The 809-nt window shown below is 49.1% G+C and carries 1 protein-coding gene; it reads left to right on the top strand.

All coding sequences use genetic code 11. The features are described 5' to 3' along the window. A partial coding sequence (locus CRJ00_RS01455; protein WP_144038057.1) for a transposase occupies positions 1-809 on the top strand: 809 nt, incomplete at both ends.

Genomic DNA, 809 nt, shown 5'->3' on the forward strand with positions numbered 1-809 from the left:
ATGCTCATTAAGGTACTGTTCTACGCGTATCTGAGCAATATCTATTCTTGCCGCAAGATCGAGCGCGCCCTGCACGAGAACATCCATTTCATGTGGCTTTCGGGCAACAGTACACCGGATTACCGTACGATCAATTATTTCAGGGGAAAGCGTCTTAAGGGACAGATACAGGAGCTGTTTGCCAGTATCGTTCGGATGCTGCATGATATGGAGTATGTCAGCCTGAAAGTCCAGTATGTAGATGGTACCAAGATCGAATCGGCCGCCGGTCGTTATACCTTCGTTTGGAAGAAATCGATCGAGAAGAACAAGATAAAGCTGGAGGCGAACATCGCTTCGGTCCTTTCGGATATCGATGCACAGATCAGCCGGGACCAATCTTCATTAGGGGATCAGCAGGTCAGCAAGGCCATCGATAGTGCCCAGCTGAGGGAAAAGATCAAATCGATCAATGCCAAGCTCAAAGGAGTGGATAGATCTACCGATAGGCAGCTGAGGAAGCTTGAAGACGACTATCTGCCCCGACTGGAGAAATATGAGGAGCAACTGGAAGTACTGGGAGATCGCAATAGTTATAGCAAGACCGATACCGATGCCGTGTTTATGCGGATGAAAGAGGACCACATGAAAAATGGCCAGCTTAAACCGGCCTACAATACCCAGATCAGCACCGAAGAGCAGTTCATCACCCATTATAGCATCCATCAAACGGCCGCAGATACCACAACCCTGCCCGAACACCTGGAAGGCTTTGAGTCCCATTACGGAAAACAGAGTGAATCCATCGTCGCAGATGCCGGATATGGTAG

Origin of the sequence: Sphingobacterium sp. 1.A.4, assembly GCF_002734245.1 — a bacterium.
Lineage (GTDB): Bacteria > Bacteroidota > Bacteroidia > Sphingobacteriales > Sphingobacteriaceae > Sphingobacterium > Sphingobacterium tenebrionis.